Source organism: Nonomuraea sp. NPDC001636 (genome assembly GCF_040298265.1).
Taxonomy (GTDB): Bacteria; Actinomycetota; Actinomycetes; order Streptosporangiales; family Streptosporangiaceae; genus Nonomuraea.
Genome location: NZ_JBEOZT010000022.1, coordinates 159,283 through 183,227, shown reverse-complemented (window position 1 = coordinate 183,227; position 23,945 = coordinate 159,283). Strand labels below are relative to the sequence as shown.

Below are 23,945 nucleotides of genomic sequence, written 5' to 3'. Positions count from 1 at the left end.
TCCCGAGCGCCCGGTCTGTCATGATCGACGGGGATGAGCGTGCAGGCGTTACAGGCGACGGACCCACCCGAGATCGGCGGCCACCGGCTGCTCGGGCGCCTCGGCGCGGGCGGCATGGGCGTGGTGTACCTGGCCAGGAGCCGCCGCCTGGGCCTGGTGGCCATCAAGGTCATCAAGCACGACCCGGCCGACCCCGAGGCCATGGAACGTTTCCGCCGCGAGGCCGCCACCCTGCGCGGCCTGCGCAGCCCGTACGTGGCGCCACTGGTGGACGCCCGGGTGACGGCGCCCCCGTACTGGCTGGCGACGGCGTACGTCCGGGGGCCGACGTTGTTGCGGGCGGTGGCGGAACGGGGGCCGTTGCCGCCGGAGCTGTGCCGTCGGCTGCTCGCCGGGCTGGCCGCCGCCCTGGCCGACGTGCACCGGCACGGCGTGCAGCACCGCGACCTCAAGCCGCACAACGTCATCCTGTCGCCGCAGGGCCCGCGGCTGATCGACTTCGGCATCGCGCGGGCCCCCGGCCAGAGCACGATCACGACGTCGGGGGAGATCGTCGGCACCCCCGGCTACATCGCTCCCGAGGCCGTACGCCAGGAGCCGGTCACGGCGGCGGCGGACGTCTTCGCGCTGGCCGGCACGATCGCCTACGCCGCCACCGGCCGTCCGCCGTTCGGGCGCGGCGAGCCGATGGCGGTGCTCTACAGCAGCCTGAACGCCGACATCGACGTGGACGGCGTCGAGCCCGCGCTCGCCGAGCTGATCCGCTCGTGCGCCGCGCGCGACCCGGCGGAGCGGATCACGTCCGACCGTGCGGCGGCGCTCGCCGGGAGCGCCGCGGACCCGCTGTCCTGGGCCTCGGACGCGGACTACCAGGCCCTCGTCGCCGTGACCGGCCCCACCGAGGACAACCCGGCCGAGGACAACCCGGCTGAAGGCAACCCCGCCAAGAGCGACCCGTCCAAGGGCGACCCGTCCAAGGGCGACCCAGCCAAGAGCGACCCGTCCGAGGGCGACCCAGCCGACGACGGCGCCACCGGGACGACCCGGCCCGCGCGGACGTCCTGGCCGGGCCGGGCGCTGGCGGCTGGAGCCGTCCTGCTGGCCCTGGGCGCGACGGCCGCCGTCCTGTTCCCCCGGCTCACCACGCCCACGACGGCCCCCGCGACCGGCCCCACGACGGGCCCCACGACGGCCCCCACGACGGGCGGCCCCGCGGCCGTCCGGGCGACCGTGGCGGACGATCCCGGAACCGCGGTGGTCACCCAGCCGCCACCCGGCCCCACCCCCACGACCCCTGTCCGGTGGCAGGCCGTGCACGGCCCCCGGTGCGTGGCCGAGTGGTTCTACGCCGACCCCGCCTGGCGTCCCGTCACCGGCGGCTGGAAGGGCGACGGCTGCGCGGGCGCGGCGCTGGCGCTGCGCGTCGGGAACGAACCGGCCCACTTCAACCAGGTGGTCAACTGGTACTTCGACACCCGCGGCGGCGCCCGCTGCACGATCGACGTGCACATCCCCGACGACCCCCGCTCGACCGGCCTGGCCTTCTACTACCTGGACGACAACGACACGAACCCGCCGCACCTCGGCCCGCCGGTGACCGTGGACCAGCGCGCCTTCCGGGGACGCTGGGCCCCGCTCGGCACCTGGCGGGTGCCCGCCCCGGGCCGGCTCACCGTCCTGGTCGGCAACCAGCCCGTCACGGCCGACGACACCCACGAGGTGACGGTCTCCGCAGCCCGCGCCCGTTGCCACTGGTGACCCGGCGGCGCGGGCTGACGGGTCAGCGCAGGGTTCTGCCCAGGGTGCCCTGTTCGGGGTAGGAGTACCGGACGCGCAGCACGAGCTTGGCCTTGCGCGGCTGGCTGCCGGCGTAGGCCAGCAGGCCCGAGAAGAAGTCGAGGCCGTCGGCGTTCACCCCGACCTCGACGCAGCCGTGGCTGTACCCCTTGTGCGAGTTGTGCAGGTAGAAGCCGCCACGCCCGTACATGTTCCCCTGGATCGGGGTGAGCCGGACGCGGAAGGTGCCCCAGTCGGGGAAGACCGGGCCGTTGCCGCCCACGGGCAGGAACTGGATGCCCTCACCGGGGTTGGAGACGGCCTTGTCGCCCCGCTGGTTCGCCGCCTCGACGGAGTTCTGCCGGGGATCGACGTGGGTGAAGAACGTGTACAGGCCCTCCGGCAGCGGGCCGTGGTCCTTGCTGTTCTGCATGGCGCCGATCTGGTGTCCCACCAGGCCGGACGTGGCCGCGTACAGCAGCGTGCCGGAGCCCTGGAGGGAGGCGGGCATGGATCTGCGCCAGTACAGGAACTTGCCGGTGTAGACCAGGTCGGCCTGGTCGTCGGTGGGGTCGCGGACGTCGAGGTCGAACCGGCCGAGCGTGCGCAGGGCGCCCGTCCGGGGCACTTCGATGGCCTCGAACCGGCCCGATCCGGGCGTCCTGCCGGTCAGCGCGAACACCCGGTAGGAGCCCTGCGGGCCGTAGGAGGCCCGGGTCTCCTCCAGGAACACCAGGCCGGCGGTGTGGTGGAAGAGCACGGCGTGCACGTTGTCGTCGGGCTGCTCGCCCTTCCACATCATCGGCCGGGTCTCCTCGCCGACGGTGAGGGAGATCCGGGAGACCCGGTCGTTCTGGCTTGTCTGGAAGCAGAAGTACGTCATCGGGCCGTCCGCCGCCCTACGAGATCGTCGCGAGGTTGGACGTCAGCGCGATGTCCGTGCCGGACGACGGCGTGTACTCGTGCCACTCGGCGATGAGCGCCCCCTTCTCACCCGGTTGCAGGATCGGCACGGGAGCCTGCGTGCCGCGGTGGGCGAAGCTCAGGCGCTCGACCGTGAGGTGGGTGGAGTCCGGGATGGCGACGACGAGCTGGGCCTCCTGGACGCGGCGGTCGTCCTCGGCGTCCAGCACGACCGGCAGCCCGACGACGAACGCCGAGCTGTTGCCGACCTTGATGTTCACCGGGTTCGGGCTCGGCGCCAGGTCGGATGAGGACGTGGTGAAGGCGGCGTCCTGGAGCCGGGCGGCCGCCCGTTCGGGGTTGGCGGGCGGGATGCCGGGATAGTTGCGGTCGTCGTAGGCCGCGATCTCCTGCGCGATCGTCAGGTACGCCGCCGGGACCGGCGCGCCGACCGCGCCCCCCTCGGCGAAGCGCATCCACTCCTCCTCCCAGCCCTTGCGCACGGTCAGGACGATCCGCGCGCTGCCGGCCCGCAGGAACGCCTGCCTGGTCGGGTCCGGGTGCCGCAGCTGCCGGATGAACGGCCAGCTCGGCGGGACGTCCCAGAAGTAGGAGTAGAGGAACGTCACCACGTTCTCCCACTCGATCGCCTGGTTGATGAAGCGCACCAGGTCCTCGTGCCGCCGCAGCAGCGTCCACTGCTCGGCGCTGAGCCCGAGGCTCGGCCCGTCGAAGCCGATGCCGTGCTGGAGGTCGACGTGCGCGGCCAGGAAGGCGGCCAGGACGTCGGCGGGCATGAAGTCGAAGTCGCTGCCGAGGACGAACCGCAGGACGCACTTCATGATCTCGTCGCTCTCCTCGCGCCGCAGCGTCAGGGTGTCGACGTTCGCCAGCTTGTCCTCGATGGCCGCGATGCGCGCGGCGATGTCCTCCTGCTCGGCGAAGTACCTGGTCTGGGCGGCGTTGTAGAGCGTGTTCCAGACGTCGGTGCGCCACTGCTCGACGGCCTCGTCCGTGAGGTCGAGCCGCACGGCGAGCCCGACGAACACCCGCTCGGAGTGGTGGAAGAAGAACGTGATCTTGTGGCGGCCGGTGAAGCCGCGCATGTAGGGCGTGGCGCCGTCGAAGGACATGATCCGGTGGTCGCGGATGATGAGCGCGTCCGACAGGTTGCGCCACGTCGGCTCCGAACGGGCCCCGATGACGTCGAAGTTCATCTTGTCGTCGGAGTCGTCCTTGCCGACCTGGGCGTCCAGCATGATCTCCCGGATGTGCGTGCCGCCGGGCACGTCGAACTCCAGGTCCAGGAACCACCAGTTCCCGTCGGTGTTGACGTGCGAGCTGACGGTCAGCGGCGTCGGCTCCTCGGGGTGCGGCCGGACGGTCACGCCGTGCCGGTCGGCCAGCCACTGGTACTTCGGGACGCCGGTCGGTGACGGGTGGCCGTCCTGGTCGACGAGCTCCGTGGTGATGTCGGCGTGCTTGACCGGGAACTCGAAGGGGCCCTGCCGCGAGCGCAGCAGTTCGAGCTCCGCGTACGCCCGCCGCATCGACGCCCCCGGCTCGGGGACCGCGATGTCGTACGTCAGGCGCAGCCCGTACCGGTAGAGCCTGACCCGCCACTTGCGCATCAGGCTGAAGTAGTCGATCCGGACGGGGTCGTTGCCGGTGTTCCTCAGCACCCGGGTCGAGGTCTCCTCCGACCCCGTCACGGTGGTGGTGGAGATGGTCACCTTGTGCTCGCGGCGGGAGCGCGAGGACGCCTTCTGCGTGGTGGCGCGGGCGTGCTTGATGCTCTCGGCGGCCGAGGCCGACTCCGAGCCCTGCGCGGTGAACCCGGTGGTGCTCGAACCGGAGATGATCGGGATGCCGCCCTGGACCGTCCCGGTGATGTTGAACTGGTTGGAGTGCTGGCTCTGCGACGACGTCGACTGCGACAGGTCGGTGTTGTCGGTCACGCCCGTCTCGCTGACCTCCTCCAGCGAGTCGGTGACGATGGTGGTGAACTCCTTCGAGGTGACCGACCACTCCTTGTGCGTGACCGCGGTCACCTCACCGGGCGCGAGCGGGATGGTCGAGACGAGCTCACCGCGCTGGATCCCGACCGGGACCATCTCGATGCGTTCCAGGTTGAGCATGCCGATGGGCGGCGCCGCGGTGTTGACCGCCAGGCCGCGCAGGGCCACCGCGGCGGTGTTGAGCGCCTGCGCGGCCCGGCCGGCCGCCTCCCGGGCGCCCGCGCCCTCCGCCTCGCGCAGGCGTTGTGCGCGCAGCTCGACGAGCGTCCCGGCGAACAGCGCCAGCTCGGCGGCCGGCACCCGCGCCAGCGCGGCGGGGTCGGGGCGCAGCGCCGCGACGGGCTGCTCCTCGAAGCGCCTGAGCAGGTCGAACGCCTCGCCGGAGACGCCTTCGGTGGCGTTCCCGGCCCGGAGGCGGTCACGGACCGCGTCGGTGTCGCCGGGGGCCAGCGCGAGCTGCCGGACCGCCCCCAGCTTGACGATGCCGCCGCCCGCGCCGTCATGCGGGTCGTCGTGCGCGCCGGGCACCCGCAGCGGGACGAGCGTGCCCTTCAGCACCTCCCGCGCCGAGTTGTCCAGCACCGGCGCGGCCGGCGGGGACGGCGGCCCCGCGGCCGCCGCGCTGTGGATGTCTGCCATGGTCGTCCCCCCTCGTGGATGAGCAGCTGTGCCGCCATGGTGCGGGCGGGCGGCGGGGGAGGGCATGAGTAGGGGCTACTCAGAAAAAGGCGGCCCGCGCCTCCGCCGAGATGGCCGTCGGAGGCGCGGGCCGTGCACCGGATCTTGTCAGGTGCGGCGCGCGCGCAGCAGGCGAATGGTGATCGCCGCGCCGAGCAGGACCACGGCGCCCACGACCCAGGGCAAGGGGGTGCTCCCCGGGCCGGGGACGCCGTAGCCGCCCGCGTAGCCGTCCCTGGCGTAGGAGCTGCCGGGGAGCTTGGCGGCGTAGCGCTGTTGCGCCAGCCGCCGGTAGTCGGCCACGGGGACGCCCGCCCGGCCCACCGACTGCGCTGCCTCGTCGTTGAGCGGCACGACCGTGCCGTCGCGCAGGGCGTACCAGGCGTTGAGCTGCGGCTCGCGGAACACGGTGCCGGTCTGGCCCGCGTACCGCTGTTCGTCGCCGCCGCTGGCGATGTTGCTGACCACCCACGTCCCCCGGCGGTCGCGGGTGGTCCAGACGGAGGCGGTCTGCCCGTCCGGCGCGGTGGCCCCGGTGGCGAGGAAGGCGAAGCGGGCGATCTCCGCCGACCGTCCGGCCACGAAGTCCGGGTTGAGGTCGTTGACGGCGACCGTGGGCCCGTCGACCCGCGCCGCCACCGGCGCCAGGCTGGTCTGCCTGCCCTGGCCGGCGAAGAAGCGGCCGACCGTGTCGCCGGCGCCCGCGGCGGCGGCCCTGGCGGCGGCGATGTCGGCCTGGGTGGGCGCGCCGGGGTCGGCCAGCGCCGGGCTCGGGACCCACAGGAACAGCGCGGTCAGGGCCGCGACCGCTGCGAAGAGCTTCATGTCGATGGCCTCCTTCACGCGCCGATGTAGTCGAGCGAGTGGGTCCAGAAGAACGAGGAGTTCGAGACGTAGTAGTTGTAGGTGGACCAGTTGTAGCGGGTGCTGGACGGCCACGGGTTGCTCCAGTACACGTACGACGAGCTCTGGTCGTAGCCGTAGATGACCTCCATGTGGCCGCCGCCGCTGGTCCACTGGATGCGGGCCATGATCGGGCGGTTGGCGTCGATCTCCCGGACGATGGCGGCGTAGGTCAGGTAGTCGTAGACGTACACGCCGGGGTTGATGCCGATCTGGCGGAAGGCGGTCTGGTCGTTGCCGAGGGTGGCCTGGTTGTTCGGGCAGCTGGTGTTGACGCCGCGGTTGAAGGCCAGGTTGCAGAACTGGTTCTGGCTGTAGGAGTACCCGTAGTAGGCGGCGACGGAGTTGCCCGTCGCGGCCCAGCACCAGTTGGAGTACTGCTGCGACTGCTGGGTGAAGTTCAGCTTGTACCAGGTCGCGGCCTCGGCCGGGGGGCTGCTCGCGATCCAGGTGGCCGCCGCTAGGGCGAGGGCCACGGCCAGGCGGAACATAGGCGCTCCTTCTGCTGGGGGGTGCTGCGAAGGATGTTCGACCTGCGGAGATGGCCGTACAAGGGGGAGCGGATTTCCCTGACAGATCACTGTGGAAGGTGACATTTCATGACGTTCATGAAGTGATGACGAATCTGTGGAAATCTGTGAACATTCACAACGTGGCGGATGAGCTCCAGGCCGCGCTGCGCGCCGGCCCCTTTCACGTCGCCCTGCGGGCCGCGGTCGGAGCGCGGGGGCTGACCCTCGAACGGCTGCGCCACCGGCTGGCGCAGCGCGGCCTCCACGTCGGGGTGAGCACGCTGAGCTACTGGCAGCAGGGCCTGCGCCGGCCTGAGCGCGAGGAGTCGTTGCGGGCCGTGGGCGCCCTGGAGGAGATCCTCGACCTGCCGCCGCGCTCGCTGATCGGGCTGCTCGGGCCGCCGAAGCCGCGCGGCCGCGCGCCCGGGGTGGCGTACTCGACCCTGTTCCGGCCCGCGCAGGTGGTCTCCGCCATGCTGGACGAGCTGGACGCGGTGGCCGACGACCGCCGCCTGCACATCGCCGTGATGTACGAGTCGCTGCGCATCGGCCCCGACCGCAGCCTCACCACCCGCGAGACCACGCAGGTGGTGCAGGCCCACGAGGAGGGCGCCGACCGCTACATCATGATCTACCGCGGCGACGCCGGCTGCGACGTGGACCGGGTCGCCGTCACCGCGCTGGAGGACTGCCGCGTCGGCCGCGTCACCAGGGACCGCGAGACCGCCACGGTGGTCGCCGAGCTGCTGTTCGACCGGTCGCTGCGGGTCGGCGACACCCACGTGCTGCGGTACGAGATCGCCGACCTCAGCGGCGCCGAGTCCTGCTTCTACGAGCGCGGCTTCCGCTTCCCGGCCGGCCAGTACGTGCTGCGCGTCGCCTTCGACCCGGTCGAGCTGCCGGTGCGCATCCACCGCTTCGCCCGCCGCGGTCCGGGCGGCGGCGAGCTGACCGCCTCCGAGCTGACGCTGAACGCCCAGCACGCCGTCCACCTGATGGCCGCCGCCCTCCAGCCGGGCCTGGTCGGCATCCGGTGGGCCTGGCCCTGACCGGCGCGTCGCTGTCACACTCCGGGCCGCTGCCGCGTCCTGTCGCCGACAATGACGATGAACGGAGAGGCGATGACCATGAGAGCGATACGCGTTCACCGGCCCGGCGGCGACCTGGTCCTGGAGGACGTGCCCGTGCCGCGCCCGGCGACCGGCGACGTGGTGGTGCGCGTGCACGCGGCCGGTTTCGTCCCCGACGAGCTGGACTGGCCGGGCACCTGGACCGACCGGGCCGGACGGGACCGCGCGCCGTCCGTGCCCGCCCATGAGGTGGCCGGCGTGGTGTCCGAGGTCGCCTACGGCACCACCGGCCTGTCCGTGGGCGACCGCGTCTTCGGCCTGACCGACTGGCACCGCGACGGCGGCGCGGCGGAGTACGTCGCGGTCGAGGCGCGCGACCTGGCCCCGATCCCGGCCAACGTCACCTTCACCGAGGCGGCGGCGCTGCCCCTGGCCGGGCTGACCGCCTGGCAGGGCCTGTTCACGCACGGCGGCCTGGAGGCGGGCCGGACGGTCGTCGTCCACGGCGCGGGCGGCGGCACGGGCACGCTCGCCGTCCAGCTCGCCCGCCGGGCCGGCGCGCACGTCATCGCCACCGGACGGGGGAGGGTCGCGGGCCTGGCGGTGGAGCTGGGGGCGCACGAGTTCGTCGACCTGGAGCGGCAACCGTTCGAGGAGGCGGTCGAGCCGGTGGACCTGATCTTCGACACGATCGGCGGCGACCTGCTCGCCCGCTCGGCGGCCAAGGTGAGGCCGGGCGGCGCGCTGGTCTCGATCACCGCGCCGCCGCCGGTGGCGCCCGAGGGCGGGCGGGCGGTGTTCTTCATCGTCGAGCCCGACCGCGCCCAGCTGGCCGAGCTGGCCGCGCGGGCCGGGGCGGGGCTGCTGCGCGCCCACGTCGGCGCGGTGTACCCGCTGGCCGAGACCGGCCGGGCGTTCCGTGACAAGCGCGGCGGCGTGCCGGGGAAGGCCGTGATCGAAGTCTGACGACCGGGGCACATGTATGGATATTTCGGCCTATTGAGGAAACCTTGACCGGCCTGCCGTATGACCGTCCGGGCCACGGGCACGCGCAGTTACGGAGCCAAGCGACCCGCTGACTCCGCGTATCGAAGAAAGGAACCGTCATGGCGCAGAGCAAGGCCCGCAAGACGAAGACGGGCGACAAGGACAAGGACAAGAGCCGGAGCTCCTCGACCCAGAGCCGCACCGGCGCCGACAAGAAGTCCTCCGGCAACAAGTCCCAGGAGAGCAAGAACCTCCCGGGGCACCACAGCTGAGCCTGAGCGGCACGACGGCGTGACACCCGGCCTGCGGGCCGCGGGTCACGCCGTCTCTCTTGTCGGGGTTGTTCCTGTCTGTGGGCAGATGACCAGAATGAGGAGACAGTTCCTCGTCCCTTCAGTCTCTCCATGCACAACGTTCACCCACGCGCTCCAACGTGTCCGCTCGAAGGGCACGCCGCCTCATCGGCTGCCCGTGAACGTCATGGAAGGACCCGATGCAGCCGATGGCAGCACGACAGTTATCAGGCGGTTCGAGGACCAGGGGACGGCTCGCCGTCACCACCGCGCTCGCGGCGGTGCTGGTGGGCGGCCTCGTGACGGCGGCGTACGCCGACCCGGGTGAGCAGGGCCGCGGCCGGCCGACCCCCACCCCCACGAGCACCCCCGCCCCGCCCGCCCTCACCCCCGCCACCGGCTCCTACCTGGAGGGCACCGCGAAGGTCGCCGCCGTCCCGGTCACGGCCGGTGACAGCGTCACGAAGCTCGACCTCGACGGCACCCCCGTCACCGCCACCGCGACGGTGGGCGTCTCCAAGCTGGCCTTCGACGTCGGCTCGAACTCCACCGAGGCGCAGTACCACAGCTACGTGCAGGTCAACGGCGCCTACAAGGCCGAGATCGGCAACTTCGCCAGCCAGCGGGCCACCATCGAGATCCCGAACGAGCACCTGGTCAAGGGCGAGAACACGATCGAGATCGTGGTCGGCACGATCCAGTCGTCCTGCGGGCAGAACTACGACGACTTCGTGCTCTCGGACGTGGGCCTCGAACTGCTCGGCGAGGTGGCCGACGGCGAGGACAACCCGTACACGCTCAACTTCGGCGACGGCAACTGCGGCAGCAACACCACGCTGCTCAAGCGCGCCACGCTCAAGTTCTTCACCCAGTCCGACCCGCGGGGCACGACCGGCCTCGCCGCCGACCTGGACACCACCGAGCTGACCAACGGCGAGCACGTCCTCAGCGCCGCCACCGCGGCGGGCGCGACCGTCCGGAACACCGTGACGGTGAACAACGCCCCGGCCGGCGCGCCGCGGCTGCTGCCCACCGACGGCACCCTCGTGGCCGGCGTCAAGACGGTGAACGCGACCGTCCCGGCGGCCGGCGCGGGCGGCGTCGAGTCGCTGACCGTGGACGGCGGCAAGCCGGTCACCAGGGCCACGCTCGGCAACGGCGCCGCCATGCTCGCCTTCGACGTCGGCGCGGACTCGATCGACGACAAGTACGACGACTTCCTGCTGGTCAACGGCAAGCGCATCGACCTCGGCGGCACCTATGCGAGCCGGCGCGTGACCGTCGCGGTCCCGGCCAGGTTCCTGACGCCGGGCGAGAACACGATCAAGGTCGTCACCGGCGACTACAAGGACGCCTGCGGCGTCAACCGCGACGACTTCACGATCGCGAACCTCGCCCTGACCCTCGACGGCGCCACGGTGACCGGGAAGGACGTCAAGCCCTCGTACGCGCTGGGCGACGGCGACTGCGGCAGCGACCAGGCCCTCCCGCGCGAGGCCGAGCTGCGCTACACGATCGACGCCCCCGCCGTGCACGTCACCGAGACGCTCGGCGCGGGCCAGGCGACGCTCGGCTTCACCGTGGGCAGCAACTCGATCGAGGCCCGATACCAGAACTTCGTGCTGGTCAACGGCCAGAAGGTGGTGCTCGACGGCGACTTCGCAAGCCGCCGGGTGGACCTGCCGATCCCCAACGAGTACCTCGTGCCCGGCTGGAACACGATCGACTTCGTGGCCGGCACGTACCCGACGTCGTGCGGCGCCAACCGGGACGACTTCGCGATCTCGAACATCGTCCTCACCCCGGCGCAGGGCACCGCGGCCGGTCAGATGGTCAAGCCGTCGTACAGCATGGGCGACGGCAACTGCGGCGACACGGCGAACCCGCTGACCGAGATCGACCTGGAGTTCCTGGTGGACGCCCCGGCTCGCGGCCTGCGCGCCGACCTGGACACCACCGCGATCAAGGACGGCCGGCACACCCTGGCGGCCAGGTCCACCTCCGGCCAGGCCGCCGAACGCGTCCTGATCACCGACAACTCCGCGCCGAAGGTCGCGCGCAGCGTCCCCGCCGCGGACGAGAAGATCACCGCGACGGTCGTCCTGGACGTCAAGCTCGAAGACGCCTCCGGCGTCGTGTCCGGGCCGGACGTCAAGCTCGACGGCCAGGCCGTGGAGCTGGGCGCCCGGATCGGCCCCGGGCTCAAGGCGGGCCGGCACACGCTGTCGGTCACCGGCGCCGACGGGCTCGGCAACACCGCGGCCCGGGAGATCGTCTTCGAGTCGGCCGGCATCCCGGACGCCCCCGCCGAGCTCACCCCGGCCTCCGGGGCGGCCGACGTGACCGACCCCGTCACGCTGTCGGCCAAGGTCGGCGAGCCCGGCGGCGGCCCGGTGACGGCCACCTTCTCCGAGGCCAGGATTCTCACCCCGGACGAGGCGTACCAGGGCACGGCCACGACGCTGCCCACGACGCTCAAGGTGCCGGGCGAGCAGCGGATCAGGGCCGACGGGCTCGAACCCGGCGACGGCCGCACGCTCGACGCCCCCACCGGCCGCGACCTCGTCTACCAGCGCTTCGACGTCAAGGTGCAGGGCCACGTGGACGCGCCCGTGCTGCGCTGGGAGGGCGTCGTCGACCCCGAGCGGCTGGCCTCGCTGCGGGCCTGGAACACCGAGGCCAAGGCGTGGGACCTGCTGACCAGCGCCCGCGGCGGGGCCGACGGCAGGACCGTCCTGACCGCCGTCGTCGGCCCCGAGCACGTGGACCGGCAGCAGGTGCACGTCATGGTGACCGGCGAGGACCCGTTCGCCGACGACATCGACCCAGGCGACCCGAACGGCTTCGCCGACCCCGCCACGTACGACTTCTCGATCGTGCACTTCACCGACACCCAGTACATCTCCGAGGGCGCGGTGGAGCAGGAGACCCCGCAGGAGCGCGCGGTGTGGGAGTCGGCCTACGCCGGCATCGTCAACTGGATCACCGCCAACAAGGACCAGCGCAAGATCTCCTACGTCGCCCACACCGGCGACATCATCGAGAACAACATCCGCAAGCCCGCCGACGAGGCCACGCAGCGCGAGGTCGTCGGCGAGTTCGAGGTGTCGTCGAAGCAGCAGCGTGTGCTGGACCAGGCGAACATCCCGAACGGCGTCATCGCCGGCAACCACGACAACCAGTCGGGCACCGAGGACGGCCCCGGAGCGATCTACAACAAGTACTACGGCCCGTCCCGCTACCAGGACGCCTCCCAGGGCTGGCGGCACGCGAAGTACGGCGGCCCGTGGAAGGAGGGCGACAACCAGAACCACTACGACCTGTTCTCCGCGGGCGGCCTGGACTTCGTAGTCGTCGGCCTGTCGTACGGCGTGACCAGGGAGGAGGCCGAGTGGGCCGACTCGGTCTTCAAGAAGTTCCCGGGCCGCAACGGCATCCTGCTCTCGCACGACTACCTCGTGCCGAGCACCAACCCCGACGGCCGCGGCGCCGCCTTCTCCGCCCCCGACGGCTCGATGCTCTACAAGACGGTGGTGGAGAAGAACCCGAACGTCTTCCTCATCCTGGCCGGTCACGAGCACGGCGTGGGCACCAACGTGAAGCCGAAGGTCGGCCAGGTCGGCAACGGCGTGGTCGAGCTGCTGGCCGACTACCAGTTCTACACGGTCTCGGCCGACCGGCTCGGGCTCACCGAGGTCGGCGGCTACAAGCCGGAGGACCAGCTCCAGTTCGGGGCCAGCTACTTCCGGCTGCTGCAGTTCGACGTCAAGCGGGCCGAGCTGAGCGTGGACACCTACTCGCCGCTGCTCGGCGACTTCGGCGCCGGCGAGTTCGACCCGCTGCGCCGCTACGACGGGCGCGAGGACAACATGGTCCTGCCCGTCGACCTCACCACCCGGACGACGAGCCTCAGGACCGACTCCCTGGCGCTCTACAAGCCGACGAAGATCATCGGCAGGAGCACCGCGGCCTCGGGCCAGGTCGCCTCGGTGACGTGGCAGCACCTCAAGGACGACACGGCCTACGCCTGGTTCGTCACGGCCCGTTCCACGGGCGGCGGCGTCACCGCGTCCGAGCCCAGCGTCTTCGTCACCAAGGACGAGCACGGCCGTCCCGGCAAGTGGGACAAGGACTCGCCCATGTACCGCTGGTTCACCCGCTGATCCGCCCCCCTCGCCGCCCCGGGCCCGCGCCCGGGGCGGCGCCCTTCCCCCCGACCCTGGAGACCCGAGACATGCCTCGCTGGCGCTGGCCGTACGCCGTCGTCCTGGCCGTCATCCTCTGCGCGGCGCTGGCCGACCTGCTGCATCCCGCCCCCGCGGCGGCGCACGACGCGACCACGAAGGCCCACGCCGAGGTGACCGGCACGGCCACCGACGTCAGGGTCGTGCTCGACCTGGAGTACGACCTGCTGATGAAGTCCGCCTGGCTCTACGCCGAGGCGTACGAGGCCGAGGAGCGGGCCGAGCAGCTGCGGCAGCTCGCGGTCAACCGCGACGCCGTGTTCGGCTACGTCACCCGCCGCTTCGCCGTCGCCCGCGCCGGCCGGCCGTGCGTCCCCCGGCAGGTGGGCGGGGCGGACGTGCACCCGCGCGGCAAGGCCGCCTTCGCCACGCTGACCCTCGCCTACGCCTGCCCGGCGGTGGACGGGGGCGAGCACACGATCTCCAGTGCCCTGTTCCCCGACGCCGAGACGTTCGTCCACAGCACCCAGACGCTCCTGCGCTACGACCTCGCCGGCGAGCGGGGCTCGGCCGTCCTGACCGCCGCGAGCCCGACCCTGCGCCTGGCCGAACGGGCGGCGGCCGGCCAGATCGGGGAGTTCTTCCTGCTCGGCGTCGAGCACCTCGTGCTCGGGCTGGACCACGTCTTCTTCCTGCTCACCCTGATCATCGGCGCCCGCGGCGCGCGTGACGTCGTGGTCACCGCCTCGGCCTTCACGCTCGCCCACAGCATCACGTTCCTGCTGGCCGCCATGGGCGTGGTGGCCGTGCCTTCGGCGGTGGTCGAGCCGGTGATCGCCGCCTCGATCGTGGTCGTCGCGCTGGCGAACCTGCTGGGCCGCGACCGGCCGGGCGCCTGGCGGCTGCCCGTCGTCTTCGCCTTCGGCCTGATGCACGGGCTGGGGTTCGCGGGCGCGCTCGACATCCGCGAGAGCGGGTCGTGGGAGCTGCTGCTGTCGCTGCTGAGCTTCAACGTCGGGATCGAGGTGACCCAGCTCGCGATCATCGCGGTGCTCTTCCCGCTGCTGGTGCTGCTGCGCCGGACGGCCGCGGCCCGCTGGACGGTGGCCGCGGTGTCGCTGTCCATCGTGGCGGTCAGCCTGTACTGGTTCCTCGACCGGATCCCGCTCCCGCTCTGAGCGCCCACAGCCGGCCGGCTCCCCAGGCGAGCAGGGCCAGCACGCCGGCCAGCAGGTATTCGATGGCCGGGATCCTGATCGCCTCGTTCGTCCCGGCCAGGTCACCGCGCAGGGCGTACACGGCGAGCAGGGCCGCCGCGTAGCAGCCGGTCAGCGCCCAGCGGGTGGCGCGGGACAGGCCCAGGCCGTGCATCTGGGTGATCACGAAGACGCCGAGGAAGCCGAACAGGAACATCGGCCACAATCCGTCCGGGCCCGAGGTCATGACGGCCACCAGGGTGCCGTGGACGACGACGGCCAGCTCCAGCGTCACCGTCCAGTAGCGGTTGGTGTGCGCCCTGGTGAGGAAGAGGCTGCCCTGGAGCAGCAGCAGGAACATGTAGAAGAAGCCGATCAGGTGGCCGGGCGTGGACTCGGCCGGGTGGTACCAGAAGGTGTAGACCGCCGCCCAGCTGAACAGGTAGCCGTGGTACCGGCGGGCGAAGTCGACGATCTCCCGCCTGATGGGCGCGGGCCGGCCGAGGAACAGGCCGCGCCGCCGGTTCTCCATGATCAGGACGACGACCAGCAGGAGGACGACCGAGCCCTGGGAGCTGTAGATCGACACGTCCTGGGCCAGGCCGTCGTAGAACAGGTGGGTCTGCACGGTGTGCAGGGCGACGAACCCGGCGTTCACCGCCAGCGCGACGACGTTGACCGGGTGGAGACCGGCGGAGTAGCGGCGGACCCGGGTCTGGGCGTGGTGGATGAGCCACCAGAACACGAGCTGGTGGGCGGCGTAACCGGCCCAGGCCGACAGCCTGGTCCACACGGTGGGCTCGGGCAGCTTCCAGTAGTACCAGGACGCGCCCTGGTCGGGCAGCAGCACGACGTCGTCCAGCCACCGGCCCAGGAACCAGATCAGCCCGGTCAGGACGGCGCTCGCGACCACCCCGGCGACGAGTACCGTCTCAGGACGGATCGCGGCTAACGTTTTCTTTCCACGATGGAATACTTCCACGATAGAAATATAAGGGGTGACATGACGGCCTATGACCTGATGGTCCTCATCCGCCGGCTCAACGTGGAGAGCGACCGGTTCGTGGAGGGCTTCGCGGTCGGGCACCGGCTGCACAGGACCGACATGAACGCCCTGGTGGTCATCCTCGACGCCCACCTCGCCGGCCGGCCGCTCTCGCCCGGCGGGCTCGGGGCCGCGCTGAACCTCTCCGCCCCCGCCACGACCGCCCTCCTCGGCAGGCTGGAGCAGGCCGGCCACGTCGTGCGGCGGCGCGACGAGGGCGACCGCCGCAAGGTCGAGGTCGTGCTGAACGAGCAGGCCGTCGAGCTGGCGGGCGCCTTCTTCGCGCCGCTCGTCCGGCGGCTCACCGCGGCGATCGACGCGTTCACCCCCGCGGAGCGCGAGGTCGTCGGCCGGTTCCTCGCGGACGCCATCGACGCGACCGTGGCGGCCAGGAAGGAGCACGAGGCGTGAGCGCGTCCCGGTCGATCGTGATCACCGGCGGCACCCGCGGCCTCGGGTTCGGCCTGGCCCGCTCGCTGACCGCCCTCGGCCACCGGGTCACCGTGTGCGGCACCGACCCGGACCGCGTGGCCGCGGCGGGGGCCGAGCTCGGCGTGCCGGCCGTCGTGGCCGACGTCGCCGACCGCGCCCGTCTCCAGGACCTCTGGGACGAGGCCGTACGGCGGCACGGCCGGGTGGACATCTGGGTCAACAACGCCGGGATCTCCCACGACCGCCTCCCGCTGTGGCGGCTGCCCGCCGCCGAGGCCCGCGCGGTGACCGAGGTCAACCTGCTGGGCACGGTCAACGGCTGCGCGGTGGCGGTGGCGGGCATGGCGGCGCAGGACGGCGGCGGCCACGTCTGGAACATGGAGGGGCTCGGCGGCGACGGCCGGACGGTGCCCGGACTCGCCGTCTACGGCGCCACCAAGCGGGCCGTGACGTACCTGACCAGGGCGCTGGCCAAGGAGGCCCCCGACGGGGTGACGGCGGGCCTGCTCAGCCCCGGCATGGTGGTCACCGACCTGCTGACGCACGGCTACTCGGCGGCCGAGCGGGAACGTTCTGCCCGCATCTTCGCGATCCTGGCCGACCCGGTGGAGACGGTGGCGCCATGGCTGGCCGAACGCCTGGTCAGCCGGGCACGGAACGGCGCCCACGTCCGCTGGCTCACCCCCGCCAAGATCGCCTACCGCTTCGCCACCCGCCGCCCCTGACGCGGCTCCGGTTCAGCCGTCCTGTCTGCGGACGAGGAAGCCGCCGCGGCCGTCGAACTCCACCGCGTACACCGCGTCGAAGCCGTCGGAGGCGCGGGGCCGGCGCAGCCGTCTGAGGGTGGCGAAGACGCCCACCTCGGGGACCCGGGCCCGGCCCGTCCGTTCGGCGTTGCGCTGGAGGGAGGCCTTGACGTTGGGCGGGAACCAGTAGGCCACCACCCGCGCGCCGTGCTCGCGGCCGGCCACGATGAGCGGCTGCCACTCCTCGGGCGAGGCGTTGGTGTTGTCCACGGCCACGTTCCGGTCCTCCTCCAGCGCCTCGCGGATCAGCCGGAGCTGGCGGTGCTGACGGCGGCGCGCGTTGGGGAAGTCGTCCTTGCTCACGTGCGCGTGCGTGGTGGCCAGGCAGCGCCGGTAGAAGGTGGACTTGCCGGAGGCCTGCAGGCCGATGAGCACGGCCACCTCCCGATCGATCATGGTTCCACCCTATTTGGTCCTGGACAGGCTAACGCCGTTAGCCTAGAGTTGGCTAACAGCGTTAGCTTCTTGAAGGAGGGCATCATGACCGCGGTGACCGTCAGGCGGGTGGCCGGCCGTTCCGGGTGGGCCGTGCTCGCCGCCTTCTGCCTCGCGTTCCTCGTCTTCGAGGTGGTCAAGCACGGGGGCGCCACGCCGGTCAGCTCGGCGTTGTTCGTGCTGGCTCCGTACGCGACCAGGCTCGGCGGCCCTGCGGTGCTGCACGGCCTCGCCCACCGTCCGTGGATCCCGCTGGCCGTGCTGGTCGGCTACTCCGTCTCGCCGCTGGGCTGGGTGCCGGTCTTCACGGCCGGGCTGGCCTGGCTGACATACGTCGCCGTCGCCCGGCTCCTCGGCCACGGCCCGAGGAGCGCGCGTGGCTGAGCTGTCGCCGCGCGCGGGGCAGATCGTCGCGGCGGCGCGGGAACTGGTCGAGGCGGGCGGGGCGGACGCGCTGACCATGCGCGCGCTGGCCGCCCGGCTGGGGATCCGCGCGCCGTCGCTCTACAAGCACTTTCCCGACAAGTCCGCCGTGGAGGCCGAACTCATCGCCATCGCCCTCGCCGAACTGGCCACCGCCCTGGAAGGCGCCGAGCACGCCGCCCTGGAAGGCGCCGAGCACGACGACGGCGGGGGCGGCCTGGCGGCGCTCGGACGGGCCTACCGGGCGTACGCGCTGGGCCATCCGCATCTGTACCGGCTGATGAGCGCGGGGCCGCTGCCGCGTGACCTGCTGCCCGCCGGGGTGGAGGAGCGGGCGGCGCTGCCGCTGGTCCGGATCGTCCGGGGCCAGGCCGCCGCCCGCGCGGTCTGGGGGCTGGCCCACGGCCTGGTCATGCTCGAACTCGACGGCCGCTTCCCGCCCGGCGCCGACATCGAGGCCGCCTGGACCGCCGGGATGTCCGCGTTCACGACGGCGGCCCGCTGAGGGTCCGTACGGGGTTCAGGGGCGGGGGTGGAGGCCGTCCAGGGTGAGGGTGAGGAGACGGTCGGCGCGGGCCGGGTCGGGGGTGGCCTGGGCGATGCCCGCCGCCAGCTCGACCAGGTCGGCGACCTCGACGTCCGCGCGCACGGCCCCCGCCTCCTGGGCGGGCAGCAGCAGCCGGGTGGCGGCGGTGCGCAACATCGCCCAGCAGTCGACCCCGGCCCCGTCCTGGGTGAGCATCATCCGCGCCCCGAGCCCCCGGTCGGTCATGGCGTGCGCGACCAGCGACCGCAGCCAGGCCACCAGCGCCTCGCCGGGCGGCAGCGCCTGGCCCGCCTCCTCCGCCCGCGCGCACAGCCGGGTCAGCCGTCCCTCGAACACGGCCGCGAGCAGCGCCTCGCGGGTGGGGAAGTGCCGGTAGAGCGTGCCCGCCCCGACGCCGGCCCGTCTGGCGATCTCGTTGAGCGAGGCGTCGGGCCCCTCCTCGGCGACCACGGCGATGGCCGCCGCCACCAGTTGCTCGTAGTTGCGGCGCGCGTCGGCGCGCATGGCCCGTGCCGGCACTGGACACTCCCGCGGGTTGAATCGGAGAACGTCTCCGATTATAGTCCCGACGTAACCGGAGAAGCTCTCCGCATAGACGGGACGGTGACCCATGACCGACGACGTCCACCACGACGACGGACCCCGCCTGGGCAAGCTGGGCCTGTGGACGTTCGCCCTCGAGGCCCACCCCGCCGGGGCGGCGCAAGAGGCCGCGGCCGAGATCGAGGAACTGGGGTACGGCGCCCTGTGGTTCGGCGAGGGGTTCGGCCGCGACTCGGTGAGCCAGTCGTGGCTGCTGCTCTCGGCGACCAGCCGGATCACGGTGGCCGCCGGCATCGCCAACATCGCCCTGCGCGACCCGATCGCGATGGCCGCCGCCGAACGGGCGCTCAACGAGGCCCACCCCGGCCGGTACCTCCTCGGCCTCGGCGGCCACCGCATCAGCGACGAGCCGATCCAGATGGACGGCTACCAGATCCCCAGCCTGGGCCGGGCGGTGACCACGATGGGCGGCTACCTCGACGCCATGGACGCCGTCCCGCTGGACTCGGCGGCCCCGGCGCACGCGCCGCGCCGCGTGCTGGCCGCGCTCGGCCCGAAGATGCTGGGTCTGGCGGCCCGGCGGACGCTCGGCGCCCACACGTACTTCGTGCCCGTCGAGCACACCGCGCGGGCCAGGGAGGCGATGGGCCCCGGCGCGTTGCTGGCCGTCGAGCAGGCCGTCGTGCTGCACCGCGACCCGGCCAGGGCCCGCGAGGTGGCCGCGGAGCACGTCTCCTTCTACCGGACGGCGGCGCCCCACCAGGCCGCCAGCCTGCGCAGGCTCGGCTTCGGCGAGGACGAGATCGAGCACGGCAGCGACAGGCTGGTGGACGCGATCGTGGCCCACGGCGACGCGGCGGCGATCGAGAAGCGCGTACGGGCCCACCTCGACGCGGGCGCCGACCACGTGTGCCTCCAGGTCCTCACCGACCGCCCCGGCGACCTGCCCCTCCCGGAGTGGCGCGAACTCGCCGCCCTGACCTCCCTGTGACGACCATGCCCCGGCACGGGCGGCGGCCGGGCGCGCGGGCCCGGTCAGTCTGCGGCGGCCCGGTAGCCGGTGGCGCGGAACAGGAACGACGCCCACGACCGGTAGGGCCGCCACGACTCGGCGAGCTCGCGGTAGGCGCTCGCGGGGGCGTCCTCGGGCAGCCCGTACGCCTCGCGCAGGATGCCGAACAGCCGGGGTTCGTCGCCGGGGAACGCGTCGGGCGCGCCGGCGCCGCGGATCAGGATCAGCCCGGCCGAGAACGGCCCCACGCCGGGCAGCGCGCGCAGTTCGGCCAGGGCGTCCTCGGGGGTGAGCGAGCGCAGGTGCTCGGTGGTGAGCACGCCGTCGAGCGCCGCCTGCGCCAGGCCGCGCAGCCACTCCTCCTTCTGCGCGGGCAGGCCGAGACCGCCCGCGTCCACCAGGCTCACGGGCGGCGGGAACGCCTGGTACGCCTGCCCGTCCACGGTGACGGCGGCGCCGTACCGGTCGGCGATGCGCTGCTTGACGCGCGCGGCGACGATCATCGACGAGCGCTGCACGATCACCGCCCAGCAGGCCGCCTCCCACGGGCTCCAGAAGCACACCGGCCGCAGCCCCGGGCGGTCCCGCTGCACGTCGCCGAGCACCGGGTCGGCCGCGCCGAGTCCGGCGAAGCCGGTGGCGTCCACGTCGAGTGACAGGATGCGCGCGATCTCGCCCCGGATCGCCGGGCCGGGGGCGCGGGTGGCGGTGACGGCGACGCCGCCGGGAGCGGCGGTGACGCTCACCCCGATCGGCAGCCAGTCGGACTCGGCGCAGTAGGCGAAGCGCAGCGTCCGGCCGTCGGAGGGCAGCGCGCTGGTGGCCGGCCAGTCCTCGACGAAGCGCAGCGCGGCGCCGAAGTCGAACGGGCCCTTCGCGGTGAGCGTGAATCCGTGCGTGGTCATGGGCCGTATGGTAGGCGCCGCGGCGGCATGCTCCCTGGTGGGGCCGGGCCCGCGCATCACGGGGCCCGGCGGGGGCAGCGGGCGGGCATGTGGAAGTTCATGAAGATCTTCGTGGCGCGCTGGCTGGCCCGTACCCCCTGGGGGTTGGCGATCATGGCCGCCGCCTTCCTGCTCGGGCGGCGGAGGAGGCAGGCCGGGCGGCCCGCCGGACGGCCGACCGGCCGCCGGCGGGCGCGCCGCGAGCCCGCCCACCACCGCCGCTAGTCCCGGACGGAGGCGGGACGCCGGCGGTCGCCCTCCGCGGCCGCCGGCCGTCTGTCCCAGGTGCGGTAGAGGACGGACCGCGCGGCCACCACCACGCAGAACACCCCGAGCAGCAGCCCCCACGTCACGTCCGAGAAGAAGTGCATGCCGCGGTAGAGCCGGGAGTAGGCGACGATCAGCGGGGCGGCGATCCCGATCGTCCAGATCACCACCTGCAGGGCCCGGTTGCGCACGTGCGTCGTCAGCACCAGCGCCAGCCCGCAGTAGAACGCGACGGCGGCGCTGACGTGCCCGGAGGGGAAGCTGGAGGTGGGCGGCGCGGGGTCGAGGTGGGGCACCGGCGGACGGCTGCGGCCGACGGGTTCGGTGGTGGCCAGGAAGACCAGCGACTGGCCCCAGACCGCCGCGATCATGAAGATCGACTCCCGCCAGCGCTTGTAGACCAGCCGGAACAGGACCACCGCCACCGCCGTGAAGGCCACGACGTAGGGCGTGTCCGACAGGCTGGTGCCGTAGTCGGTGAGCGTGTTCCACAGCGACGTGCGGATGGAGGCGAAGCCTTTGCTCACGGCCACGTCGCCGGGCTGGGGGACGCCGACGATGAGCAGCCCCATGCCGTACGTGACGGCGCCCATCAGCACCAGAGGTAACACCAGCGACAACGCGTAGTACCGGACATGCTCAGCTCTGCTCATCGGGCACCTTCACCGGTTCGGGTTCCATACCTTCGGTCAGCGGCGCGGTGGGCCGGCGGCCCGTGTCGCGCCGCCACGTCTCGAACGCCGCCGCGGTCGCGGCGATCACCGCCACGCCCAGCACGATCCCCGCCACGACGTCGCTCACCCAGTGCACGCCGAGGGCGATCCTGGTGAAGCCCACCGAGACCACCACGAAACATGCCAGCACCCAGGCGAGCCGGCGCCCCCACCGGGGCAGCATCGGCAGCAGGAGCAGGGTGACGACCCCGGCCCCGAGCGTCACGTTGACCGCGTGGCCGGAGGGGAAGGAGTCGCCGGGCGCCAGCGCGACGGGGTCGGGCAGGTGCGGTCGCACCCGCGCGACGAGAATCTTGAGGCCGAGCCCGATCAGGCCGCCCGCGGTCACGGTCGTGATCGCCCACAGGGCCAGCCGGCGCCTGCCGTGCACCAGCAGCCAGATCGTGAACGCGGCCACCGCGACGCGCCACGGCCACGGCCCGAACAGGTCGGTCCAGACGATCAGCACCCTGGTCACGCCGGGATGGGCGAGCGCGTACTCGTGCAGTTCATGGGCCACCCCGGCGTCCAGCCGGTTGAGCGGCATCTTGGCCACGACGAGCAGCAGGGAGAACGGGATCATGATGAGCGCGACGGCGAACGCCGCGACCGTCATCCGTGGTCCCAGCCTGTCGAGCAGGAATGTCTTCATCAGAACCTCCGCGATCTCCGCAGCTCCGGCGGCCGGCCGTCGGGGTCGACGGCGAACCGGTAGAGCGGCATGGCCATCGCCCTGCGCACCCGGGACAGCGTGGGGGCCGGGTGCGGGCGTAACCGGCCGGGCGGGCGCGGGCCCCGGCAGCCGGCCGAGTGCCACCCCTCCAGCCGGGCCGCCGACTCGGCGAACGCGTCGAACGCGGCGACCGGGTCGCACAGCTCGTCCCGGCCGGACTCCGACTCCTCGTCCAGGTGCTCGGCCATGAGCGCCAGCCGCAGGTCGCGGGCGAACCGCAGGGCGCCGTGCGGCGGCCTCGGGTCCTCCCGCTCGTCCAGGACGGCGCAGCTGAGCTCCGAGTCGTAGGTCCACGAGCGCAGGTTGACGTTGTCCGACCCGACCGACGCCCACACGTCGTCCACCACGCACACCTTGGCGTGCACGTAGACGGGGGTGCCCTGGTGGTTCTCCAGGTCGTAGATCGCGACCCGGTCGCCGCCGGCCCGCATCAGCCGGTCCAGCGCCTCGACCCGGCCGATCAGGCTCGCCGGGCCGGCCAGCCAGCCGTCCTGGTCGGGGTGGCGCGGCACCACGATGATCATGCGCAGCTCCGGCTCGCGCTCCAGCGCCTGGGCGAACGGCTCGATCACGTCCGTGGACCACAGGTACTGGTCCTCCAGGTACACCAGCGACCGGGCCCGGCCGAGCACCTTGTGGTAGGCGTGCGCGATGCTGCGCTCGCCGTCCGGGGCGAACGGGTACGCGCTGTGCCGGGCGGGGTAGGTGCGCAGGAGCTGGACGTGGTGCGTGCCCGCGCGTGGGGGCGGCGGGCCCGGGTCGGGCAGCGGGGGAGCGTCGTCCAGCTTGCTGAAGTGGTCGCGCAGGCGGCGCAGCGGGTCCCTGGTCTCGGGGGCCGGGTCCTCCCAGCGTTCGCAGAAGGTCTTCTCCACCTCGGCGACCGCCGGTCCGTGGATGGCGAGCTGGATGTCGTGCCAGGGCGGGCGGGGGCCGTACACGTCGGGCATCGGGCAGGGCTGCGGGTCGCCCAGGTGCTCGGCGTCGTCGCGGCGGCTGTGGCACAGGTCGATGCCGCCGACGAAGGCCACGTCCGCCGAGGGGTCGCGGTCGTGGCGGAGGATGACGAACTTCTGGTGGTGCGAGCCGCCCGGCTTGGTCCGGGTGTCCAGCAGCGCCTGCCCGTGCGCGTTCTCGATCTTCTCGCCCAGGTGCCGGTTCTCGGCCGCGCTGAACCGCAGGCGGTCCAGGTGGGAGCGCCAGATGAGGCCCCTGACGATGGCGCCGCGCTCGGCCGCCGCCCCGAGGGCGGCGCTCACCGTGGGGCCGTCGTCGGTCAGCCGCTCGTCGGGGTCGCCCCGCCAGTCGGCGAACAGCAGCAGGTCGTCCTTGCGCAGCGCTTCCAGACGGGTCTTCAGCTCGGCGAAGTACGTGGCGCCGTGGATCAGCGGTCGTACGTCGTTGCCGCTGGACCACGCGTCGAGGCCGGTCGCCCGGTTGTCGCGTTCCTCCTCGGTGAGGAACCAGTCCTGGATGCGCATTCGGCCACCGCTACCCGAACAAAAGCCATCAATAACCCGGTAAAGCC

At 72.7% G+C, this 23,945-nt stretch carries 23 protein-coding genes; 12 read left to right on the top strand and 11 right to left on the bottom strand.

The genetic code is table 11. From position 1 onward, the window contains the following. Positions 1–33: 33 nt before the first annotated feature. The gene (locus tag ABT158_RS34460) at positions 34–1,758 is read left to right on the top strand and encodes a serine/threonine-protein kinase (RefSeq protein WP_352360718.1); all 1,725 of its coding nucleotides are present in this window, start codon (positions 34–36) and stop codon (positions 1,756–1,758) included. 22 nt (positions 1,759–1,780) lie between these two features. Here ABT158_RS34460 and ABT158_RS34455 read toward each other — a convergent pair whose 3' ends face one another. The 4 genes from ABT158_RS34455 to ABT158_RS34440 form a co-directional block, all read right to left on the bottom strand. After that, positions 1,781–2,659: a hypothetical protein gene (locus ABT158_RS34455; RefSeq protein ID WP_352360716.1), complete on the bottom strand. Its 879-nt coding sequence runs from the start codon at positions 2,657–2,659 to the stop codon at positions 1,781–1,783. A 16-nt stretch (positions 2,660–2,675) separates the two neighbouring features. Next, positions 2,676–5,336, bottom strand: coding sequence for a hypothetical protein (locus ABT158_RS34450; RefSeq protein WP_352360714.1), 2,661 nt, complete (start codon positions 5,334–5,336; stop codon positions 2,676–2,678). A gap of 147 nt (positions 5,337–5,483) precedes the next feature. After that, positions 5,484–6,200 carry a hypothetical protein gene (locus tag ABT158_RS34445; RefSeq protein ID WP_352360712.1) on the bottom strand — a complete coding sequence of 239 codons (717 nt, stop codon included), beginning with the start codon at positions 6,198–6,200 and terminating at the stop codon, positions 5,484–5,486. A 14-nt stretch (positions 6,201–6,214) separates the two neighbouring features. Next, positions 6,215–6,769 (bottom strand): papain-like cysteine protease family protein, encoded by a 555-nt coding sequence (locus ABT158_RS34440; RefSeq protein WP_352360710.1) that lies wholly within the window; start codon positions 6,767–6,769, stop codon positions 6,215–6,217. Between the two features lie 161 nt (positions 6,770–6,930). Between ABT158_RS34440 and ABT158_RS34435 the strand changes: the two genes are divergently transcribed. The 5 genes from ABT158_RS34435 (at position 6,931) to ABT158_RS34415 (ending at position 14,502) form a co-directional block, all read left to right on the top strand. Then, on the top strand, positions 6,931–7,839 hold the full coding sequence (locus ABT158_RS34435; RefSeq protein WP_352360708.1) for a hypothetical protein: 909 nt from the start codon (positions 6,931–6,933) through the stop codon (positions 7,837–7,839). Positions 7,840–7,917: 78 nt separating this feature from the next. Further along, positions 7,918–8,826 (top strand): NADP-dependent oxidoreductase, encoded by a 909-nt coding sequence (locus tag ABT158_RS34430; RefSeq protein ID WP_352360706.1) that lies wholly within the window; start codon positions 7,918–7,920, stop codon positions 8,824–8,826. Between the two features lie 140 nt (positions 8,827–8,966). Beyond that, complete coding sequence (locus ABT158_RS34425; protein WP_352360702.1) at positions 8,967–9,119, top strand: hypothetical protein; 153 nt, start codon at positions 8,967–8,969, stop codon at positions 9,117–9,119. A 230-nt stretch (positions 9,120–9,349) separates the two neighbouring features. Beyond that, positions 9,350–13,303 (top strand): metallophosphoesterase, encoded by a 3,954-nt coding sequence (locus tag ABT158_RS34420; protein ID WP_352360700.1) that lies wholly within the window; start codon positions 9,350–9,352, stop codon positions 13,301–13,303. A 71-nt stretch (positions 13,304–13,374) separates the two neighbouring features. Then, complete coding sequence (locus ABT158_RS34415) at positions 13,375–14,502, top strand: HupE/UreJ family protein (protein ID WP_352360698.1); 1,128 nt, start codon at positions 13,375–13,377, stop codon at positions 14,500–14,502. Here the strand turns inward: ABT158_RS34415 and ABT158_RS34410 are convergent. Continuing rightward, positions 14,459–15,433: a hypothetical protein gene (locus ABT158_RS34410; RefSeq protein ID WP_352360696.1), complete on the bottom strand. Its 975-nt coding sequence runs from the start codon at positions 15,431–15,433 to the stop codon at positions 14,459–14,461. The genes ABT158_RS34415 and ABT158_RS34410 overlap by 44 nt on opposite strands. A 90-nt stretch (positions 15,434–15,523) precedes the next feature. On the opposite strand from ABT158_RS34410, the gene ABT158_RS34405 reads away from it, so the two are divergent. Beyond that, positions 15,524–15,976, top strand: coding sequence for a MarR family winged helix-turn-helix transcriptional regulator (locus ABT158_RS34405; RefSeq protein WP_352360694.1), 453 nt, complete (start codon positions 15,524–15,526; stop codon positions 15,974–15,976). Next, entirely contained in the window at positions 15,973–16,722 is a 750-nt protein-coding gene (locus tag ABT158_RS34400) for an SDR family oxidoreductase (RefSeq protein ID WP_352360692.1), read from the top strand. Before ABT158_RS34405 ends, ABT158_RS34400 begins: the two co-directional genes overlap by 4 nt. A 12-nt stretch (positions 16,723–16,734) precedes the next feature. On the opposite strand, the gene ABT158_RS34395 is transcribed toward ABT158_RS34400, so the two are convergent. Further along, complete coding sequence (locus ABT158_RS34395) at positions 16,735–17,199, bottom strand: AAA family ATPase (protein WP_352360690.1); 465 nt, start codon at positions 17,197–17,199, stop codon at positions 16,735–16,737. An 84-nt stretch (positions 17,200–17,283) separates the two neighbouring features. Between ABT158_RS34395 and ABT158_RS34390 the strand changes: the two genes are divergently transcribed. Continuing rightward, complete coding sequence (locus ABT158_RS34390; RefSeq protein WP_352360688.1) at positions 17,284–17,622, top strand: hypothetical protein; 339 nt, start codon at positions 17,284–17,286, stop codon at positions 17,620–17,622. Next, positions 17,615–18,166, top strand: a complete 552-nt coding sequence (locus ABT158_RS34385; RefSeq protein WP_352360686.1) for a TetR/AcrR family transcriptional regulator — start codon at positions 17,615–17,617, stop codon at positions 18,164–18,166. The genes ABT158_RS34390 and ABT158_RS34385 overlap by 8 nt, the downstream gene beginning before the upstream one ends. Positions 18,167–18,181: 15 nt before the next feature. Here the strand turns inward: ABT158_RS34385 and ABT158_RS34380 are convergent, their stop codons facing one another. Continuing rightward, positions 18,182–18,727, bottom strand: coding sequence for a TetR/AcrR family transcriptional regulator (locus tag ABT158_RS34380; RefSeq protein ID WP_352360684.1), 546 nt, complete (start codon positions 18,725–18,727; stop codon positions 18,182–18,184). 91 nt (positions 18,728–18,818) lie between these two features. Between ABT158_RS34380 and ABT158_RS34375 the strand changes: the two genes are divergently transcribed. Continuing rightward, complete coding sequence (locus ABT158_RS34375) at positions 18,819–19,742, top strand: TIGR03620 family F420-dependent LLM class oxidoreductase (RefSeq protein ID WP_352360682.1); 924 nt, start codon at positions 18,819–18,821, stop codon at positions 19,740–19,742. Between the two features lie 44 nt (positions 19,743–19,786). Here the strand turns inward: ABT158_RS34375 and ABT158_RS34370 are convergent, their stop codons facing one another. Continuing rightward, complete coding sequence (locus ABT158_RS34370; protein WP_352360680.1) at positions 19,787–20,668, bottom strand: DNA-3-methyladenine glycosylase family protein; 882 nt, start codon at positions 20,666–20,668, stop codon at positions 19,787–19,789. Positions 20,669–20,767: 99 nt separating this feature from the next. Here ABT158_RS34370 and ABT158_RS34365 point away from each other — a divergent pair, with 99 nt between their 5' ends. After that, a complete protein-coding gene (locus ABT158_RS34365; RefSeq protein ID WP_352360678.1) occupies positions 20,768–20,932 on the top strand; it encodes a DUF6203 family protein in 165 nt (54 codons plus the stop codon). Here the strand turns inward: ABT158_RS34365 and ABT158_RS34360 are convergent. From ABT158_RS34360 to ABT158_RS34350, 3 genes are read right to left on the bottom strand one after another with little or no spacing between them, the layout of a single operon-like run. Continuing rightward, positions 20,929–21,627, bottom strand: coding sequence for a phosphatase PAP2 family protein (locus tag ABT158_RS34360; protein ID WP_352360676.1), 699 nt, complete (start codon positions 21,625–21,627; stop codon positions 20,929–20,931). The genes ABT158_RS34365 and ABT158_RS34360 overlap by 4 nt on opposite strands. Next, positions 21,614–22,339, bottom strand: a complete 726-nt coding sequence (locus tag ABT158_RS34355) for a phosphatase PAP2 family protein (RefSeq protein WP_352360674.1) — start codon at positions 22,337–22,339, stop codon at positions 21,614–21,616. The genes ABT158_RS34360 and ABT158_RS34355 overlap by 14 nt, the downstream gene beginning before the upstream one ends. After that, entirely contained in the window at positions 22,339–23,898 is a 1,560-nt protein-coding gene (locus tag ABT158_RS34350) for a phospholipase D family protein (RefSeq protein ID WP_352360672.1), read from the bottom strand. The genes ABT158_RS34355 and ABT158_RS34350 overlap by 1 nt, the downstream gene beginning before the upstream one ends. Positions 23,899–23,945 lie beyond the last annotated feature (47 nt).

Coding starts and splice junctions, on each gene's coding strand:
- ABT158_RS34460 (WP_352360718.1), top strand. CDS start 34: ATGAGCGTGCAGGCGTTACAGGCGACGGACCCACCCGAGATCGGCGGC.
- ABT158_RS34455 (WP_352360716.1), bottom strand. CDS start 2,659: ATGACGTACTTCTGCTTCCAGACAAGCCAGAACGACCGGGTCTCCCGG.
- ABT158_RS34450 (WP_352360714.1), bottom strand. CDS start 5,336: ATGGCAGACATCCACAGCGCGGCGGCCGCGGGGCCGCCGTCCCCGCCG.
- ABT158_RS34445 (WP_352360712.1), bottom strand. CDS start 6,200: ATGAAGCTCTTCGCAGCGGTCGCGGCCCTGACCGCGCTGTTCCTGTGG.
- ABT158_RS34440 (WP_352360710.1), bottom strand. CDS start 6,769: ATGTTCCGCCTGGCCGTGGCCCTCGCCCTAGCGGCGGCCACCTGGATC.
- ABT158_RS34430 (WP_352360706.1), top strand. CDS start 7,918: ATGAGAGCGATACGCGTTCACCGGCCCGGCGGCGACCTGGTCCTGGAG.
- ABT158_RS34425 (WP_352360702.1), top strand. CDS start 8,967: ATGGCGCAGAGCAAGGCCCGCAAGACGAAGACGGGCGACAAGGACAAG.
- ABT158_RS34420 (WP_352360700.1), top strand. CDS start 9,350: ATGGCAGCACGACAGTTATCAGGCGGTTCGAGGACCAGGGGACGGCTC.
- ABT158_RS34415 (WP_352360698.1), top strand. CDS start 13,375: ATGCCTCGCTGGCGCTGGCCGTACGCCGTCGTCCTGGCCGTCATCCTC.
- ABT158_RS34405 (WP_352360694.1), top strand. CDS start 15,524: ATGACGGCCTATGACCTGATGGTCCTCATCCGCCGGCTCAACGTGGAG.
- ABT158_RS34395 (WP_352360690.1), bottom strand. CDS start 17,199: ATGATCGATCGGGAGGTGGCCGTGCTCATCGGCCTGCAGGCCTCCGGC.
- ABT158_RS34390 (WP_352360688.1), top strand. CDS start 17,284: ATGACCGCGGTGACCGTCAGGCGGGTGGCCGGCCGTTCCGGGTGGGCC.
- ABT158_RS34375 (WP_352360682.1), top strand. CDS start 18,819: ATGACCGACGACGTCCACCACGACGACGGACCCCGCCTGGGCAAGCTG.
- ABT158_RS34370 (WP_352360680.1), bottom strand. CDS start 20,668: ATGACCACGCACGGATTCACGCTCACCGCGAAGGGCCCGTTCGACTTC.
- ABT158_RS34365 (WP_352360678.1), top strand. CDS start 20,768: ATGAAGATCTTCGTGGCGCGCTGGCTGGCCCGTACCCCCTGGGGGTTG.
- ABT158_RS34360 (WP_352360676.1), bottom strand. CDS start 21,627: ATGAGCAGAGCTGAGCATGTCCGGTACTACGCGTTGTCGCTGGTGTTA.
- ABT158_RS34355 (WP_352360674.1), bottom strand. CDS start 22,339: ATGAAGACATTCCTGCTCGACAGGCTGGGACCACGGATGACGGTCGCG.
- ABT158_RS34350 (WP_352360672.1), bottom strand. CDS start 23,898: ATGCGCATCCAGGACTGGTTCCTCACCGAGGAGGAACGCGACAACCGG.